Below are 15,379 nucleotides of genomic sequence, written 5' to 3'. Positions count from 1 at the left end.
CCTGGTCCCACTCGGTGTCCCACTGCAACCGCGATGCCTGCTCGGCCCAGAACGCCTCGCGGTCCGCATCGGCCTGGCCGTAGAGCGCCGACGTGGCGTTGGCCTGCGCCGCGAAATCCTCGGACGGTGCGAATCGGTCGTGGGCTTCGTTGCTCACGGACACTCCCTGATGCTCGGTGCGCGGTACTGGGCACGCAACGTAAGCAACTCCCGTGATCTCTGGCACCACCTGCGCGACCGATCGTCGTGCTGACGCGTCCGAACGCCCCTGCTCCGCGACGAGCGGCCGATGAGCGGTCTCGCTCACGTCAGCCGAACGGATTAGCATCCCAGCATCCATCAATGGCGATTTGGGGTTCTCGATGCCGGCACCGACCCACCGCACGCCGTCAGGCGCGTGGTCGTTGCGGCGCTCGGACTCCGAATCGGTGCTGCGCACCGCGCGCCGCCTGGCCGTGAACCTCCGCGCCGGCCCCGCAGGACCCGGCGTGCCCAGCGCGCTGCGCGACCTCCGTCGGCTCCTCGACGTGAACGCGGTCGGGATCAGCGACCTGTCCGGGTCGCTGCAGTGGTCCGGCAGGTCCAAGGCCGAGCCGGACGCGGTGACCTCGGTGGCCGACGTGCTGCACACCGAAACCCGCAGCGGCCGCCCACCGCTGGTGGCCATGCCGCTGCTGGTGCAGGAGGAGCTCGCCGGTGTGCTGGTCATCGACGGCGAGGTCCGGATGTCGGCGGTGCGCGAAGCCACCGCCTGGGTCGAGGACGCGCTGGAGCACGGCAGGCTGGAGCACTCGGCGGAGCTGGCCGCGCAGTCCGAGCTGCGCGCGCTGCGGGCCGAGATCTCCCCGCACTTCATGTACAACGCGATGACCGTGATCGGCTCGCTCGTGCGCTCCGACCCCGAGCGCTCCCACGAGCTGATGCTCGACTTCGCCGAGTTCATCCGCTACGGGCTCGCCCGGCACCGCGACTACACCACCGTCTCCGACGAGTTCCACGCCATCGAGACCTACCTCGCCCTGCAGCGGGCGGTGCTGGGGGAGCGGCTGCGGGTGCAGATCCGCGTCGCGCCCGAGGTGCTGGCCGTGGCGATCCCGTACCTGGTGCTGCAGCCGCTGGTCGAGAACGCCGTGCGGCACGGCATGGAACCCCGGTTCACCCCGGGTTCCGAAGGCGTCGGCACCGTGCAGGTGCGCGGCGAAGCCGAGGGCAACGACCTGGTCATCAGCGTCGAGGACGACGGGGTCGGCATGGACCCCGCCCACGCCGAGGCGATCCTCGCCGGGCACGGGCCGGCCGACTCGGTCGGGCTGGCCAACGTCGACCGGCGGCTGCGCAGCGTCTACGGGGCCTGGTACGGGCTGGTCGTGGAAACCGCCGAGGGAGCGGGTACCCGAGTGGTCGTCCGCGTCCCGCGATTCCATCCGGGAGTGGTGCCGAGTTGACCGAAGGACTGCGCGCGCTGGCAGTGGACGACCTCCCGCCCGCGCTCGACGAGCTGTGCAGGCTGCTGCGGGAGGCGCCCGAGGTCGCCGAGGTCGTGGCGGCCTCGGACTCGCTGAGCGCGCTGCGCACGTTGCAGAGCGACCGGTTCGACGTGGTGTTCCTGGACATCTCCATGCCCGGGCTGGACGGCATGGAGCTGGCGTCGCTGCTGGCGAAGATGAGCGAGCCGCCGGTGATCGTGTTCGTCACCGCCTACGAGCAGCACGCCGTGCAGGCCTACGACATCGGAGCCGTTGACTACCTGCTCAAACCCGTTCGCGCGGAACGGCTCTCGGCGGCGCTGGATCGCGTCACCCGGCTGCTGGCCACTGAGGACGTCGCCGAACCCGTTCCGGCGCAGCCGGACGCGATGGTCGCGCTCCCGGTCGAGACGGCGGGGCGGACCCGCTACGTGCGGCGCAGCGAGGTGCTGTTCGTCGAGGCGCACGGCGACTACGTGCGGCTGAACACCCGCGGCGGCGTGCACGTGGTGCGCATGCCGCTCTCCCGGCTCGAGGAGTACTGGGAGGGAGCCGGTTTCGTGCGGGTGCACCGCAGCTTCCTGCTGTCGCTGGACGCGGTGCGGGAACTGCGCAGCGACTCCGCCGGAGCGCTCAACGCCCACACCGACGCCGGGGACGTCCCGGTCAGCCGCAGGCACGCCCGGGACCTGCGGGAGCGGTTGCTGGACAACGCCCGTCAGGCCGAGAGCACCCACTCGCGGGGGCGCGGATGAGCGGTGGCCCGAAGCGGGTGGCGGTGACCAGCCCGCAAACCCGGGTGGCGCACGCTCGCCGCATGATGCGGCGGCGTTGGCGAGCGCCGCGCCTCGAACCGGGGGAGGCCCTGCGGGCCAGGTCCCTGCACCGGGCGCAGCGCAGGCTCGGCGCGGTGACGCTGCTCCTGCTGTTCGCGCTGGTCTTCGGGCTGCCGCTGGTGTTCGCCGCGGCGCCCGCGCTCGACGAGGTGCGGGTCCTGGGCGTCCCGGTCTCCTGGGCGTTGCTGGTGCTGCTGCCGTTCCCGGCGATGGCCGCGCTGGCGCGCTGGCAGCTGCGCGCGGCCGAGCGCGTCGAGGAGCGCTGAGCCGTGTTCGCGCTGCTGGCCGTCGCGGTCGTCGTGCTCCTCACGCTGCTGATCGGGCTGCGCGGGGTGGCGGCCATGCGCACCACCTCGGACTTCCTGGTCGCCTCCCGGCAGGTGTCACCGCTGGTCAACGCGGCGGCGGTCTCGGGGGAGTACCTCTCGGCGGCGTCGTTCCTCGGCGTGGCCGGGCTGATGCTGTCCCACGGCGTGGGGGCGCTGTGGTACCCGGTGGGGTTCACCGCCGGGTACGTGGCGATGCTGGTGCTCGTCGCCGCCCCGATGCGCCGGTCCGGGGCCCTCACGGTGCCCGACTTCGCCGAGGCCCGCTTCGCCTCGCCGGAGCTGCGGCGGCTGGCCGCGGTGGTGGTGCTGATCATCGGCGGGCTGTACCTGGTCCCGCAGTTCCGCACCGCGGGACTAGTGCTCAGCGTCGTCAGCGGGACGCCGTACTGGGTGGGCGTGGTCATCGCCGGGACCGCGGTGTCGGTGACGCTCGCGCTGGGCGGCATGCGGGCGGCGACCTACGTGCAGGCGTTCCAGTTCTGCCTGAAGCTGCTGCTGTTCGTGATCCCCGCGGTGTGGCTGGTGCTGCAGGTGGGCCCGGCGGTGCGGCACGAGGCGCTGCACCCGGTGCAGTTCACCCACTTCGCCGAGGACACCCCCGTGACGTTCCGCGTCGCGGTGGACCTCGACGTCACCGAACCGGTGACCGCGCGCGACGCCGAGGGACGGCCGGTACCGCTGCCGCCGGGCGCTCACGAGATCGAGGCGGGGCGGACGCTGACGTTCCCGGCCGGTGCGGCGGTCCCCGAGATCGACGGCATGGACGTGCCGGGCGGGCCGGACTGGCGGCGGCCGCTGCTGGACCTGGAGAACGCCGGCCACCCGCTGCTGGGGACTTGGGCGGTGCTGGTGGCCACCATGTTCGGAACGATGGGGTTGCCGCACGTCATCGTGCGGTTCCACACCAGCCCCGACGGGCGCGCGGCACGCCGGGCCGCGGCCATCACCGTGCTGCTGCTGGGCAGCTTCTACCTGTTCCCGGGCATCTACGGCGCGCTCGGCCGGGTGCTCGTGCCGCAGTTGTACCTCTCCGGCGTCACCGACTCGGTCGTGGTCGGGCTGCCAGCGCAGGTCGACACCGGCTGGGTCGGCACGGTGTTCACCTCGCTGCTCACGGGCGGGGCGTTCGCGGCGTTCCTCGCGACCTCGCTGGGCCTGCTGCTGGTGGTCTCCGGCGCGATCTCCCACGACCTCACCCCGGGCGGTCTCGGCCAGCTGCGCTGGACCGTGCTGGGTGCGGCGGCCGTGGTCGTCCTGCTCGCGCTGCAAGCCGCCCACCTGTCCGCCGGCGTGCTTGTGACCTGGGGTTTCACCGTCGCGGCCGCCACGTTCTGCCCGCTGCTGGTGCTGGGCATCTGGTGGCCGCGGCTGACCCGGACCGGAGCGCTGTGGGGCGTGCTCGTCGGGCTGACCGCCACGTCGGGAGCCATCGGCGCGACCCTGTTCGGCCCGCAGCTCGACGGCGTCCCAGCGATCCTGCTCGCCCAGCCCGCTCCGTGGGCGGTGCCGCTGTCCTTCGCCACCATGATCGCGGTCTCGCTGCGCGGGAAGACCCCGACGTGGGCGGAGACCGCCATGCTGCGCCTGCACCTGGACGAACCCTCGCGCTCCTGAACGCGATGTTGACGCGCAGGTAACGGGCAGGAGACGGGCACGACCGCTCGTCCCGGTCGGCGCGCCGTTCGTCGACCGTTCGTCTCGTGCGTCGGTCATCGGTCCCGGACGGCTCCCGCTGCAGCTCGTGGCTTCCTTAACGTGGCGCTCCTCACACGTTAGGGAGGATCCGTGAGCACCACCGACTCGGCCAATCCGCCGCCCACCGAAGATGTGTGGCACGAGGCCCACGCCAGCGAGGACTTCGCCTTGCTGCGCCGGCGGCTGCGGGCGTTCGTCTTCCCGGTCTCCGCGCTGTTCCTCGTCTGGTACCTGGTCTACGTGCTGCTGGCCGACTACGCGCACGGCTTCATGTCGATCAAGCTCGTCGGCAACATCAACATCGGGCTGGTGCTGGGCCTGCTGCAGTTCGTGTCCACCTTCGTCATCACCACGATCTACGTGCGCTACGCCAACCGGAACCTGGACCCGGTGGCCGAGCGCATCCGCGCCAAGGTCGAAGACGCCTCCTGACAACCCTGAGGAGTAGCTGGGATGTACCACCTCGCGCAGGGGTTGCAAGGAAGCAACCCGCTGCTCAACATCGGAATCTTCGCGGCCTTCGTCGTGGTGACGCTGGTCGTCGTGCTGCGCGCCAGCCGCAACACCCGCAGCGCGGCCGACTACTACGCGGGCGGCCGCGCGTTCTCCGGGCCGCAGAACGGGATCGCGATCGCCGGTGACTACCTGTCGGCGGCGTCGTTCCTCGGCATCGTCGGCGCGATCGCGCTCTACGGCTACGACGGGTTCCTGTACTCGATCGGCTTCCTGGTCGCCTGGCTGGTGGCGCTGCTGCTGGTCGCCGAGCTGCTGCGCAACACCGGCAAGTACACGATGGGCGACGTGCTGGCGTTCCGGATGCGCCAGCGCCCGGTGCGCGCTGCGGCGGCGACCTCGACGCTGATGGTCAGCTTCTTCTACCTGCTGGCGCAGATGGCCGGTGCGGGAGTGCTCGTCTCGCTGCTGCTGGGCGTGTCCAGCGGGAGCGGGCAGGCGCTGGTGATCGCGATCGTCGGCGTCATCATGATCGTCTACGTGCTGGTCGGCGGCATGAAGGGCACCACCTGGGTGCAGATCATCAAGGCGGTGCTGCTCATCAGCGGCGCGGCCGTGATGACGGTGTGGACGCTGGGGCTCTACGGCTTCGACTTCTCCGGTCTGCTGCAGGCGGCGGTCGACCGGGCGTCCTCCGGCGAGAAGCTGCTCAACCCCGGCGCCAAGTACGGCAAGTCCGAGACCAGCAAGCTGGACTTCCTGTCCCTGGGCATCGCCCTGGTGCTGGGCACCGCGGGACTGCCCCACGTGCTGATGCGCTTCTACACGGTGCCGACCGCCAAGGAGGCGCGGCGCTCGGTGGTGTGGGCGATCTGGCTGATCGGCCTGTTCTACCTGTTCTCGCTGGTGCTGGGCTACGGCGCGGCGGCCATCGTGGGCCCGGAGGCGATCAAGAACGCGCCGGGTTCGTCGAACTCCGCGGCACCGCTGCTCGCCCAGGCGCTGGGCGGACCGCTGCTGCTCGGGTTCATCGCCGCGGTCGCCTTCGCCACGATCCTGGCCGTGGTGGCGGGGCTGACCATCACCGCGTCGGCGTCGTTCGCCCACGACATCTACGCCAACGTGATCAAGCGCGGGAAGGTCGAGGACAAGGACGCGGAGGTCCGCGTCGCGCGGATCACCGCTGTGGTCATCGGCGCGGTCGCCATCGTCGGCGGCATCCTGGCCCGCAACCAGAACGTCGCGTTCCTGGTGGCGCTCGCCTTCGCCGTGGCGGCCTCGGCGAACCTGCCGACGATCCTGTACTCGCTGTTCTGGAAGCGGTTCAACACCTCCGGTGCGCTGTGGAGCATCTACGGCGGTCTGGTCACCACCGTGGTGCTGATCGTGTTCTCCCCGGCGGTGTCCGGGACCGAGGAGTCGATGCTGCCGAACGTGGACTTCCACTGGTTCCCGCTGCAGAACCCGGGCCTGGTCTCGATCCCGGCGGCGTTCTTCTTCGGGTGGTTGGGCACGGTCCTGTCCAAGGAGCACCTGGAGGACAAGTACGCGGAGATGGAGGTTCGCTCGCTGACCGGCGCGGGCGCTGAGAAGGCGTCCGCACACTGACCGTCGTGCTGCACGGCGGTCCCCGGTGGGCCGGGGCGCGATCCCCTCTCGCGCCCCGGACCACCGGGCGTTCCAGGCGCTCCTCCGCGCTCGGCGGCAGGAGTTAATCCCCTGGTGGCTCGGGCGCGAACCCCCCATGTTTCGGGTGTGGGTCCCCCTACCGGATGGCTTCTGACGTCGGGAGGGGAACCGCACACTGCCTCGAAGGTGCGGACTCCACGTCGATGGAGGGGGTGCGCCGTGATCCGGGTGTTGATCGTGGACGACCACGAGTCCGTTCGACGCGGGCTCTCCGCACTGCTCGCCGCTTCGGGAATCGACGTCGCCGGGGTGTGCGCCGACGGGGTCGAAGCGTTGCGGGCCGTGGCGGCCACGCAGCCCGACCTGGTGCTCATGGACCTCGCGATGCCGGTGATGAACGGAGTCGAGGCGACCCGCGCGATCCGCGCGTCCCGCCCGGAGATCCGCGTGCTGGTGCTCACCGCGGCGCAGAGCGGCATGGTGCAGCAGGCGATGGACGCCGGCGCGGTCGGCTACGTGCTCAAGGAAGCGAGCCCGGCGGATCTGATCGAGGCGATCCGCCTGCACGCGGCTTGACCGCCCGAACGCCTCGAGGCTCCAACCACCTGAAATTGGGTGATCCCGCCCGACACGGTGCTCTGGCCGAACCCGGGCCGCTTGTGACGGCTGGGCGGTGCGCGTTCTGCGGGTCCGCAGCCCGGTGAGATCGCGAGCGCGGAGGTGGCCTAGGAATTGCAAGTGGAATGAAGAGTTCCGATTGATTCTCGGTTCTCGTGCTTTTCCTGGACGACAGCGGGTGCGGCGATCCTCGGGCATCACCCGTTCGCCTCCGCCGCACGGGCGCTGCTCGCGACTGGCGGTTGGTGCGAACGGGTCCACCGCGCCTGCTTTGGGCGAATTCTGGTGAGATCCGCAAGGCCTTGGCGAAAAATGCTCGTTTCCGCGACGAATAGTTGATTGCGGATGAAACCGGGTTAATCTTCTTCTCGTCCGATGATTTCTCTGGCCTCACTGGCACTTTATCGGCTCACTCATTGATCGGTGGTCTGACCGATCGCCTTGATCGACTCCACTGCAGCGGATCCCGCACGCCCGGATCGGGCCGGTGATCCCTGAGCGAAAGGCGTCCGATGAAACCCAGAACCGCAGCACGAATCACCGGAGCGGCGCTGGTCGCCGCTGGAACGGTCGCAGCGCTGACCGCACCCGCGACCATCGCCGAACCCGCCGGTCCGCCGGTGTCGCCGGAGCTGGTCACGGCCATGCAGCGCGACCTCGGCCTCACCGCTGACCAGGCCGTGGCGCGGCTCGGCCAGGAGGCCGTCGCCGCCCGAGCGGACAGCGCGTTGCGCGACGCGCTCGCGGGCAGCTACGGCGGTTCCTACTTCGACGCGAACCTGGGCAAGCTCGTCGTCGGGACCACCGACGCGGCGAAGTCCGACGAGGTGCGCGCGGCCGGTGCCGAACCCCGGCAGGTCGCCGCGAGCGAGCGGCAGCTCGACGGGATCGTCGAAGCCCTCAACGGCCGCGGCGCGCAGGCCCCCGCGGCGGTGACCGGCTGGTACGCCGACGTGCGGGAGAACGCTGTGGTGGTGACCACCCAGCCCGGAACCGCCGAGCAGGCAACGAGTTTCGTGCGCGACGCGCAGGTCCCGGAGGAATCGGTGCGGGTGGTGGAGTTTCCCGCGCAGCCGGAGACCTACGCCGACGTCGTCGGCGGCTACGCCTACTACACCGCCTCCGGCGCGCGGTGCTCGATGGGCTTCGCCGTCCAAGGTGGATTCGTCACCGCGGGCCACTGCGGTGCGCCGGGTGAGCGCACCACCCAGCCGACCGGCTACTTCGCCGGTTCGTCCTTCCCCGGCAACGACTACGCCTTCGTCAACACCGGCACCGACGACACCGGATACCCCCTCGTCTACGACTACAGCAGCGGCTACGTCCGGGTGTCCGGGACCGCGGAAGCCCCGCTGGGCTCGTCGATCTGCCGTTCCGGTTCCACCACGGGCTGGCACTGCGGCACCGTGCTGGCCAAGAACCAGTCGGTGCGCTACCAGGAGGGCACCGTCAGCGGGCTCACCCGGACCAACGTCTGCGCCGAACCGGGCGACTCCGGCGGTTCGTTCATCTCCGGCAACCAGGCCCAGGGGATGACCTCCGGCGGCTGGGGCGACTGCCGCACCGGCGGCGAGACCTACTACCAGCCGGTCCGAGAAGCCCTCTCCGCCTACGGGTTGACCCTGCTCACCCAGTAGGTGGTGACGCTGTTGCTGCGACCCGGCCGATCGCCGGGTCGCAGCAACGCGTTCCCCCCGAGGGGTCCCCTCGTCTAGGCCGGCACGAGGGCCTTGGCCGCGAGAGGGACGCATTCGCACGTCACCGGCAACTCCGCGAACCGCTCGCCGTCGGCGTAACCCATGACTCCCGGAGTCGACAGGTGGACCCGGCTGGCCCGGTAGGTCGTCACCTGCGAGTGCTGGACGTGCGTGCCGGGGTAGATCGTGGGCAGCAGCCGCACGATCTGGTCGCGCCGGGCCGGGCCGATGACGGTGACGTCGAACAGGCCGTCGTCGGGCACCGCGTCCGGGCAGATCCGCATGCCGCCGCCGTAGGTCTGGCCGTTGCCGACCGCGACCAGGATCGCCTGCGTCGACACCGTCCGGCCGTCGAGTTCCAGGACGTAGTCCAGCGGACGCAGCGCCGCCAGCTCGATGAGCGTCGCGAGGTTGTAGCGCAGCTTGCCGCGCGGCCACTTCAGCCGGTTGGTGCGCTCGGTGACCAGGGCGTCGAAGCCGCCGGCGAACGCCGTGCCGAACCAGCGGTCGCCGACGCGTCCCAGGTCGATCGGGCGCACGGCGCCGTCGAGCACCACCTGCGCGGCGGACACCGGGTCGTGGCGCGGGACTCCGAGCATCCGGGCGTGGTCGTTGCCCGTTCCGGCGGGGATGACGCCGAAGGGCGTGTCCGTCCCGGCGACCGCTTGCAGCGCGGTGTTGACGACTCCGTCACCGCCGCAGGCGACCAGCGCCCCGGTTCCGGCCGCGACGGCTCGGCGCGCGAGCGCCAGCGAATCCGCCTGGTCCCGGCCCACCAGGACCGTCGCCGACGCGCCGGACGCCCGCAGGTGTCGCAGCGCGCGCAGCGCGACGGCGGCGGTTCGGCCCTGGCCGGAGCGCGGGTTGACCAGCAGGGCGATGTCGGTGATCACGGGATCAGCTTGCCGGGGTTGAGGACGCCGGAGGGGTCCACAGTGGACTTGACCGCGCGCAGCACCTGGACGCCGAGCTCACCGATCTCGTCGGTCAGCCACGCGCCGTGGTCCATGCCCACGGCGTGGTGGTGGGTGATGGTGGCTCCGGAGCGGCTGATGGCGTCGCCCGCCGCGCGCTTGGCCCGCATCCACTGGGCCACCGGGTCCTCGCCGCGGCCGCAGGCCACCGTGAAGTACAGCGACGCACCCGTCGGGTACACGTGCGAGATGTGGCACATGACCAGGGGAGGGGTGCCCTGCGCCTGCAGCGACTCGGTGAGCGCCGCGCGCACGGCATCGCAGGTCTCCGCCAGCTGCGACCAGGTGCACGCGGTTTCCAGCGTCTCCACCACGGCGTTGACGTCGAGCAGCGCATCGCGCAGGTACGGGCCGTGGTAGCGGCCGTGGTCCCACTTCTCGGCCGGTCCGGCGCCCAGCGAGGAGCCGCCGGCCTCGGCGAGCAGTTCCGCCACTCGCTGGCGGGCGGCGATGCGGGGCCCTTCGTAGCGCGTGATCATGAGGCAGCCGCCGGTCTGCTCGCCGCTGCCGACGTCGCGCGCGGTGGCGAGGTTGATCATGGTCTCGGCCTCGTCGGAGAGCCGGGCGACGGTGGGCAGCGCGCCTTCCTGGGCGAGCAGCCGCAACGCCGTCGCGCCGGTGGCGAAGTCCGGGAACGACCAGGCCTCGGATTCCACCTCCCGCGGCTTCGGGTGCACCCGGACGGTCACCTCGGTGATGATCCCCAGCGCACCCTCCGAACCGAGGAAGAGCTGCCGCAGGTCCGGTCCCGCCGCGGAGGCGGGAGCGCGGCCGAGATCGAGCTCGCCGTTCGGGGTCGCGACGCGCAGCCGCACCACCATGCCGTCGAACCGGCCGTAGCCGGACGACGCCTGGCCCGAGGAGCGCGTCGCGGCGAAGCCGCCGATGCTGGCGTGCTCGAAGCTCTGCGGGAAGTGGCCCAGGGTGAAGCCGTGCTCGGACAGCAGGGTCTCGGCCTCCGGGCCGCGCAGCCCGGCCTGCAAGGTCGCGGTCTGCGACTCGGCGTCGATCTCCAGCAGGCCGTCCAGCAGCCGCAGGTCCAGGGCGATGACCGAGCTGAAGCCGCCCCGTTCGGGCTCCACGCCACCGACGACGCTGGTCCCGCCCCCGAACGGGACCACCGCCACCCGGTGCTCGGCGCACTGCGCCAGCACCGCGCACACCTGCTCGTGGGAGCCGGGCAGCACCACGGCGTCGGGCGCGGACTCCGCCTCGCCGGCGCGGCGGCGCAGCAGGTCCGGGGTGCTCTTGCCGCCCGAGTGCAGCAGCCGGGTGTCGTCGTCGGTGCGCACTCCGTCGTCACCGACGATCGCGGCCAGCGCCGAGCGGACCTCGGCGGTCAGTCGCGATTCCCCGACGCGCACCTCGGAACGGCTCACCGATGGGGTGTCCCGGCGTTCCACACCGAGCCCCTGCTCGATGAGGGTGCGCACCTCCTCGGAAACCGGGCTCGCCCCCTCGGCGGTGCCCCAGGCGTTCCACTCCTGCTCCGGGGTGCGGTGCTCAAGCTCAGTCATGCGTTACAGTTTTACACATGACGTCAAGCCGTAACGACGATGCCATCCTCGACGCCGCGAAGCAGAGCGTGCTCGCGGTCGGCATGCGGCGCACCACCCTGGCGGAGATCGCCCGCCGCGCAGGGGTGAGTCGCCCGACGGTCTACCGGCGCTGGCCTGACGTGCGAACGCTGTCCGCGGACCTGCTCACCCGCGAGCTCGTCGCCCTGCTCCCCACCGACACCGGGGAGGGGACGCGCGAGCACGGGATCGACGGGATCGTGCGCACCGTGTCGGCCGTCCGGCAGCACCCGCTGTTCGTCAAGATCCTCGAAACCGACCCGGAGCTGCTGACCACCTACGTGTTCGACCGGCTCGGGGCCAGCCAGCAGCGCATCCTCGACGTCCTCACCGCCGCCATCCGCAGCGGGCAGGAGAGCGGCACGATCCGCCGAGGAGACCCGGGCGAGCTCGCCGCGATGGTCCTGCTGCTGGCGCAGTCCGCGGTCCTGTCCGCCCGCATCGTCTCCGACGCGCTCCCCCCGGAACGCCTCGACGCGCAGCTGCGCGTCGTGCTCGACGCCTACCTCAGCCCCCAGGAGTGATCTGATGATCTCGCTGAACGCCGCCCGGCGCACCAGGGACCTGACCGAGCTCGCCGACGGAGGCGAGGTCGACCTGCTGGTCGTCGGCGGTGGTGTGACCGGCGCGGGTGTCGCGCTGGACGCCGCCTCGCGCGGCCTGAGCGTGGTGCTGGCCGAGAAGCACGACCTGGCCTTCGGCACCAGCCGGTGGAGCTCGAAGCTGGTGCACGGCGGACTGCGCTACCTGGCCTCCGGCAACGTCGGGATCGCCTACGAGAGCGCGGTGGAACGCCGCATCCTCATGGAGCGGACCGCGCCGCACCTGATCCGCCCGCTCCCGCAGCTGGTGCCGCTGCTCTCGGGAGTCGGTGCGAAGCAGGTGGCGCTGGTGGCCGCCGGGTTCGTCGCGGGCGACCTGCTGCGCCGCGGCTCCGGGACCGCCGGATCGGTGCTGGCCCCGCCGCGGCGGGTCTCCCGCGTGGAGACGCGGCGGATGGTGCCGACCGTTCGGCAGGAAGGGCTGCGCGGCGGGCTGCTGTCCTGGGACGGTCAGCTCGTCGACGACGCGCGGCTGGTGGTCGGCCTCGCGCGGACCGCGGCGTCGCACGGGGCTCGCGTCCTGACGCGCTGCGCGGCGGAGGAGGTGACCGGTGATGGTGCCGTGCTGCGGGACCGGCTCACCGGCGAGACCGTCGACGTCCGAGCCCGGAAGGTGATCAACGCGGCCGGGGTGTGGGCCGGCGAGGTGGCGCCGGGACTGCGCCTGCGCCCGAGCCGGGGCACGCACCTGGTCGTCTCCGACGCGGTGTTCGGCGGGCTGGACGCGGGGCTCACCGTGCCGATTCCCGGCACCACCAACCGGTTCGTGTTCGCGCTTCCCGCCGGGCACGGCAGGGTCTACATCGGACTCACCGATGAGGAGCAGGAGGGCCCGATCCCCGACGTGCCGACCGCCTCGGCCGAGGAGATCTCCTTCCTGCTGACGACGGTCAACTCCGTGCTGGCGCGACCGATACGCGAGGAGGACGTGCTCGGCACGTACTCCGGCCTGCGGCCCCTGCTGGACGCCGGTGACGGTCAGAGCTCGGACCTCTCCCGCGAGCACGCGGTGATCACCGGCGACAACGGCGTGATCAGCGTCGTGGGCGGGAAACTGACGACCTACCGCAAGATGGCGCAGGACGCCGTGGACGCCACCGCGCTGACCACCCGGCCGTGCCGCACGCGCGAGCTCCCCCTCGTCGGCGCGGCGAGCTCCGCACGGCTGTCCACCGTGGACGCTCCGCAGCGGCTGATCTCCCGCTACGGAACGGAGGCGACGGCCGTGATCGCCGAGGCCGGCGGTGACCGGCGGCTCCTGGAACCCATCGACGGCGTGGACGTCACCCCGGCCGAACTGCGCTTCGCGGTGCGGCACGAGGGCGCTCTCGACGTCTCCGACCTGCTCGACCGGCGCACCCGGCTCGGCCTGGTCGCGGCCGACCGCGAGCTCGCGACCAACGCCGCCGAGGAGGCGCTGAGCCTGGGCTGACGGGAGCGGGACTCGCCGGACTAGCGCGCGCGGCTGGGGGAGGCCGCGTGCGCTGGTTCGGCGAGGTCGCTCTGGGCGTAGACCTCGGTGAGGACTCGGAGCGCCTTCGTGGCTTCGCGGGGGCTGATCCAGAAGGGCTCGTCCTCGCCGAGCTGGGCGTAGAAGTCCCGGATGAGCGCTTCGTGGGACGCGCCCCAGTAGGAGCGACCGTTCGACGACGACCGGCGTTCGGCCACCGTGCGCACCCGTCCGTCGGCGTGGGTGATGGTGAGGTCACCGCGGATCGAGAGGGTGCCGCGCTCGGCGGTGATGTCGATGGTGACGGGTGCGTGGACCACGTTGGCCAGCGAGCCGAACACCAGGCTGCGCGCTCCGCCGTCGTGGGTCAGGAGCATCTCGGCGGTGTCCTCGACCTCGATGAGGTGTTGGCGGGTGGAGGCGCGGCCCTGGACCTCGACGACCTCGCCGACGAGCCACTGCACCAGGTCGAGGGTGTGGATGGCCTGGTTGATGAGCAGCCCACCACCGGCGGTGGCCCACCTGCCGCGCCACGGTTTGGCGCGGTAGTAGTCCGGTGTGCGGGTCCACATCACGGTCGCGGTCGCGCCGCGCACCGGGCCCAGCTCGCCGGAGTCGAGCACCTCCCGAGCGGCCTGCGCGGTGGCGTTGTACCGGTTCTGGAAGCACACGCCGACCCGGCTGCGGCTCCGCTCGGCGGCTTCGACGAGGCGCTCGGCCTCGTCGAGGGTGTGGGCGAGCGGCTTCTCGACGAGCACGTGCACCCCGGCGTCGAGCAGGTCCAGGGCCACCGGCGCGTGCTGGTGGTGCGGGGTGCAGACGTGGGCGACGTCGGGGCGCACCGCCTCCAGGAGGGCGCGGTGGTCGGCGAACCCGGCGACGCCGCAGCGCTCGGCGGTCGTGGTCAGCGCCGCGGGATCGGTGTCGCAGACGGCGACGAGCTCGACGTCCTCCAACGCTGCGATCGCGTCGAGGTGCACGGCCGAGACGTCGCCGCACCCGATGACGGCCGCTGTGATCATCGGTGCTCGATCCCTTCCTCCTTCAGCAGGGCCGTGAACGCCTGCCACGCCTCGGTGAACAGCTCGGGACCGGAGAACCCGCCGAAACTGTGCGCCTGGGACAGGTGCGGTTCGAGGGAGAAGAACCCGTCGAAGCCGTCCTCGCGCAGCGCCCGGATGGTCTCGGCGACCTCGCCGTCGCCGCGACCCGCCGCGCACACCTCACCGTCGGCGAGGTGCGCGTCCTTGATCTGGACGTACTCCAGGTGCGGGCGCAGCGCGGCGTAGCCCTCGGTGAAGGGCCGCACGCCCACCTGGACGAAGTTGGCGGCGTCCCACGCCGCGCGGAGGTTCGGCGACCCCACCGATTCGAGGAGGTCGACGCAGCGGCGGGGGAGGTCGCCGTAGATCTCCTTCTCGTTCTCGTGCAGCAGGACGACGCCGCCCCGCTCCGCCACGTCGGCGAGGGCGCGCATGCGGCGCAGCACCTCGTCGCGGGCGTGGTCGGGGTCGGTGCCGGGGCGCATGAAGAACGAGAAGACCCGGATGTAGGGGGCGTCGAAGCGGTGCGCGACGTCGACGGCGTGGCGGGCGCGGTCGAGGTGGGCGTCGAAGTCCTCGTCGAGGAAGATCTTGCCGATCGGCGATCCGATGCTCGACACCCGCAGGCCGTGGGCGTCGAGCAGGTCCTTCGCCCGGGTGAGCTGCTCGTCGTCGAGGTCGAGGACGTTGGTGCCCCACGCGCTGCGGAACTCCAGGTACGACAGTCCGAGCTCGCCGAGCAGCGAGGCCTGCTCGGCGAGCTCGGGCGAGATCTCGTCGGAGAATCCCGAGAGGGTCCACATGCGGGGTGCTCCTCACTGAGCCGGGTGGAGAGGTCTTCCCCCACCATGATGGGTGATCCACGGCACTCCTACGTGTTGCCGCTTGTTGCCACGCCCGACCGGAGCAACGGCCGGAAACAGCTGGCAACCCGTGGCCGAACCGGTCACGAGCGCGCAGAGTCACGAGTGCACCTCTTCCCCAGGAGGCGCGGCCACCGGCTCGCGAGA

Annotated in this window: 15 protein-coding genes; 10 read left to right on the top strand and 5 right to left on the bottom strand. The window is 71.6% G+C overall.

What is annotated here, in order from left to right; genetic code table 11:
- The coding region (locus E1181_RS32785) for an acetyl-coenzyme A synthetase N-terminal domain-containing protein (protein WP_307870716.1) at positions 1 to 163 on the bottom strand (163 nt) is incomplete at its 3' end.
- 199 nt (positions 164 to 362) lie between these two features.
- Here E1181_RS32785 and E1181_RS16050 point away from each other — a divergent pair.
- The 8 genes from E1181_RS16050 to E1181_RS16015 all read left to right on the top strand — a co-directional run bounded on the left by E1181_RS16050 (position 363) and on the right by E1181_RS16015 (position 8,663).
- On the top strand, positions 363 to 1,445 hold the full coding sequence (locus E1181_RS16050; protein ID WP_132675602.1) for a sensor histidine kinase: 1,083 nt from the start codon (positions 363 to 365) through the stop codon (positions 1,443 to 1,445).
- Entirely contained in the window at positions 1,442 to 2,221 is a 780-nt protein-coding gene (locus E1181_RS16045) for a LytR/AlgR family response regulator transcription factor (RefSeq protein ID WP_132675600.1), read from the top strand. Before E1181_RS16050 ends, E1181_RS16045 begins: the two co-directional genes overlap by 4 nt.
- Positions 2,218 to 2,568 carry a DUF485 domain-containing protein gene (locus E1181_RS16040; RefSeq protein ID WP_132675598.1) on the top strand — a complete coding sequence of 117 codons (351 nt, stop codon included), beginning with the start codon at positions 2,218 to 2,220 and terminating at the stop codon, positions 2,566 to 2,568. Before E1181_RS16045 ends, E1181_RS16040 begins: the two co-directional genes overlap by 4 nt.
- Positions 2,569 to 2,571: 3 nt before the next feature.
- The gene (locus E1181_RS16035; RefSeq protein ID WP_132675596.1) at positions 2,572 to 4,245 is read left to right on the top strand and encodes a sodium/solute symporter; all 1,674 of its coding nucleotides are present in this window, start codon (positions 2,572 to 2,574) and stop codon (positions 4,243 to 4,245) included.
- A 171-nt stretch (positions 4,246 to 4,416) separates the two neighbouring features.
- Entirely contained in the window at positions 4,417 to 4,758 is a 342-nt protein-coding gene (locus E1181_RS16030; protein ID WP_132675594.1) for a DUF485 domain-containing protein, read from the top strand.
- Positions 4,759 to 4,779: 21 nt separating this feature from the next.
- Positions 4,780 to 6,387: a solute symporter family protein gene (locus E1181_RS16025; RefSeq protein ID WP_132675592.1), complete on the top strand. Its 1,608-nt coding sequence runs from the start codon at positions 4,780 to 4,782 to the stop codon at positions 6,385 to 6,387.
- 240 nt (positions 6,388 to 6,627) lie between these two features.
- Positions 6,628 to 6,984: a response regulator gene (locus tag E1181_RS16020; protein WP_165944639.1), complete on the top strand. Its 357-nt coding sequence runs from the start codon at positions 6,628 to 6,630 to the stop codon at positions 6,982 to 6,984.
- A gap of 554 nt (positions 6,985 to 7,538) precedes the next feature.
- On the top strand, positions 7,539 to 8,663 hold the full coding sequence (locus tag E1181_RS16015) for a S1 family peptidase (RefSeq protein ID WP_132675588.1): 1,125 nt from the start codon (positions 7,539 to 7,541) through the stop codon (positions 8,661 to 8,663).
- 74 nt (positions 8,664 to 8,737) lie between these two features.
- Here E1181_RS16015 and E1181_RS16010 read toward each other — a convergent pair whose 3' ends face one another.
- Together E1181_RS16010 and E1181_RS16005 are read right to left on the bottom strand one after the other, a co-directional pair.
- The gene (locus E1181_RS16010; RefSeq protein WP_132675586.1) at positions 8,738 to 9,616 is read right to left on the bottom strand and encodes a diacylglycerol kinase; all 879 of its coding nucleotides are present in this window, start codon (positions 9,614 to 9,616) and stop codon (positions 8,738 to 8,740) included.
- Positions 9,613 to 11,214, bottom strand: a complete 1,602-nt coding sequence (locus E1181_RS16005) for an FAD-binding oxidoreductase (protein WP_132675584.1) — start codon at positions 11,212 to 11,214, stop codon at positions 9,613 to 9,615. Before E1181_RS16005 ends, E1181_RS16010 begins: the two co-directional genes overlap by 4 nt.
- Before the next feature lie 17 nt (positions 11,215 to 11,231).
- Between E1181_RS16005 and E1181_RS16000 the strand changes: the two genes are divergently transcribed.
- Both E1181_RS16000 and E1181_RS15995 read left to right on the top strand, forming a co-directional pair.
- Positions 11,232 to 11,798, top strand: coding sequence for a TetR/AcrR family transcriptional regulator (locus tag E1181_RS16000; protein ID WP_132675582.1), 567 nt, complete (start codon positions 11,232 to 11,234; stop codon positions 11,796 to 11,798).
- 4 nt (positions 11,799 to 11,802) lie between these two features.
- Positions 11,803 to 13,308, top strand: a complete 1,506-nt coding sequence (locus tag E1181_RS15995) for a glycerol-3-phosphate dehydrogenase/oxidase (RefSeq protein ID WP_132675580.1) — start codon at positions 11,803 to 11,805, stop codon at positions 13,306 to 13,308.
- A gap of 20 nt (positions 13,309 to 13,328) precedes the next feature.
- Here E1181_RS15995 and E1181_RS15990 read toward each other — a convergent pair whose 3' ends face one another.
- Positions 13,329 to 14,348 carry a Gfo/Idh/MocA family protein gene (locus E1181_RS15990; RefSeq protein ID WP_132675578.1) on the bottom strand — a complete coding sequence of 340 codons (1,020 nt, stop codon included), beginning with the start codon at positions 14,346 to 14,348 and terminating at the stop codon, positions 13,329 to 13,331.
- Positions 14,345 to 15,172: a sugar phosphate isomerase/epimerase family protein gene (locus E1181_RS15985; RefSeq protein ID WP_132675576.1), complete on the bottom strand. Its 828-nt coding sequence runs from the start codon at positions 15,170 to 15,172 to the stop codon at positions 14,345 to 14,347. Before E1181_RS15985 ends, E1181_RS15990 begins: the two co-directional genes overlap by 4 nt.
- Positions 15,173 to 15,379: the final 207 nt, after the last annotated feature.

Origin of the sequence: Saccharopolyspora terrae (genome assembly GCF_004348435.1) — a bacterium.
Taxonomy (GTDB): domain Bacteria; phylum Actinomycetota; class Actinomycetes; order Mycobacteriales; family Pseudonocardiaceae; genus Saccharopolyspora; species Saccharopolyspora endophytica.
Note: the sequence above shows the minus strand (reverse complement) of the source record. Positions and strands in the feature narration are given on the sequence as shown.

Bases quoted from the DNA above. Each gene is read 5' to 3' on its own strand.
- E1181_RS16050 (WP_132675602.1), top strand. From the start codon at position 363: ATGCCGGCACCGACCCACCGCACGCCGTCAGGCGCGTGGTCGTTGCGG.
- E1181_RS16040 (WP_132675598.1), top strand. From the start codon at position 2,218: ATGAGCGGTGGCCCGAAGCGGGTGGCGGTGACCAGCCCGCAAACCCGG.
- E1181_RS16025 (WP_132675592.1), top strand. From the start codon at position 4,780: ATGTACCACCTCGCGCAGGGGTTGCAAGGAAGCAACCCGCTGCTCAAC.
- E1181_RS16015 (WP_132675588.1), top strand. From the start codon at position 7,539: ATGAAACCCAGAACCGCAGCACGAATCACCGGAGCGGCGCTGGTCGCC.
- E1181_RS16005 (WP_132675584.1), bottom strand. From the start codon at position 11,214: ATGACTGAGCTTGAGCACCGCACCCCGGAGCAGGAGTGGAACGCCTGG.
- E1181_RS16000 (WP_132675582.1), top strand. From the start codon at position 11,232: ATGACGTCAAGCCGTAACGACGATGCCATCCTCGACGCCGCGAAGCAG.
- E1181_RS15995 (WP_132675580.1), top strand. From the start codon at position 11,803: ATGATCTCGCTGAACGCCGCCCGGCGCACCAGGGACCTGACCGAGCTC.
- E1181_RS15990 (WP_132675578.1), bottom strand. From the start codon at position 14,348: ATGATCACAGCGGCCGTCATCGGGTGCGGCGACGTCTCGGCCGTGCAC.
- E1181_RS15985 (WP_132675576.1), bottom strand. From the start codon at position 15,172: ATGTGGACCCTCTCGGGATTCTCCGACGAGATCTCGCCCGAGCTCGCC.